Here is a 915-nt window from a genome sequence, read left to right as displayed (position 1 = left end):
CTGTTCTGGTCGTCTGGTGTTTGGCCCTGGCGCCAGTGGTGGCTTTGGTACTGTGATTGATTTTGAGCAGCTATGGCAACTCGCGGTTATCCTTTTTAAAGGCTTAAAAGCTACCGATTATCGCGTACTGGATAATATAGATAGTCGCGTTTACGAGCACCTTATGCTGTCTAGTTATATGGCTTTTGCTAGCGATATGATTGCTAATCCACAAGAAGCACTTAAACAGGCGGTAATGAACAGCCGTCAATCAATCAATATTTGGTGGGATGATAGGTTAGAAAATTGGAAGAGTGAATCCGAGAAGAAAAAGGAAGCCCGTCAGCTGGCACAGCGGATCACTAAGCATTTCAACCCTAATGGGAACGATGTGACCGGTGAGGTGCCGTTTGAAGAATTATTACCGGAAACCGTTGGCATTATGCTCAATACTTTAGTGACGACGTTTTATTTGTCATGGGAAGAGGAGCAAGAGACGGCGATCTATATATTATTGCTTGGTGGGGTTAAAACGTGGCGACGTTTTGAAGAGGTGCTCACGCGCATGAATGTTACTGGTGAAAAACCGCTGGGTGGTAAACAAGCAGAGGACAAAGCGTTGTTTGACAATTTAGCGCGCATTAATGCGATTTTAGATGGCGAACAACAGACAAGCTTTAACAACTGGGTATTAAAACTGGCGCAAGTGAAGGAAATCAATGAGGCTAACTTTGCTCAAATGCACCCGTTTGCGCCACGCTCTGGTTGGAGTTGGAGGCAGAAGAGGGAGACAGTTGAACGGCAAATCGCGCATTTAAATAAAAATAACGGTTACTATATTTAACCACAGCGACCGCCGTAAGGCGGTCGTTTTCGAGGCTAATAAGCTTGTTCAGTGCTCTGTACTGCGCAGCGGAATCCTGAATTGTATGACAG

General features: G+C 45.2%; 1 pseudogene. It reads left to right on the top strand.

Features of this window, described 5'->3' with window-relative positions:
• Positions 1–823, top strand: a pseudogene (locus QTN94_RS20080) (LysM peptidoglycan-binding domain-containing protein); the annotation flags it as partial.
• Positions 824–915 lie beyond the last annotated feature (92 nt).

Source organism: Vibrio sp. M250220 (assembly GCF_036533795.1).
Lineage (GTDB): Bacteria > Pseudomonadota > Gammaproteobacteria > Enterobacterales > Vibrionaceae > Vibrio.
The sequence above is the reverse complement of the archived record's forward strand: the minus strand, read 5'-3'. Positions and strand labels throughout refer to the sequence as shown.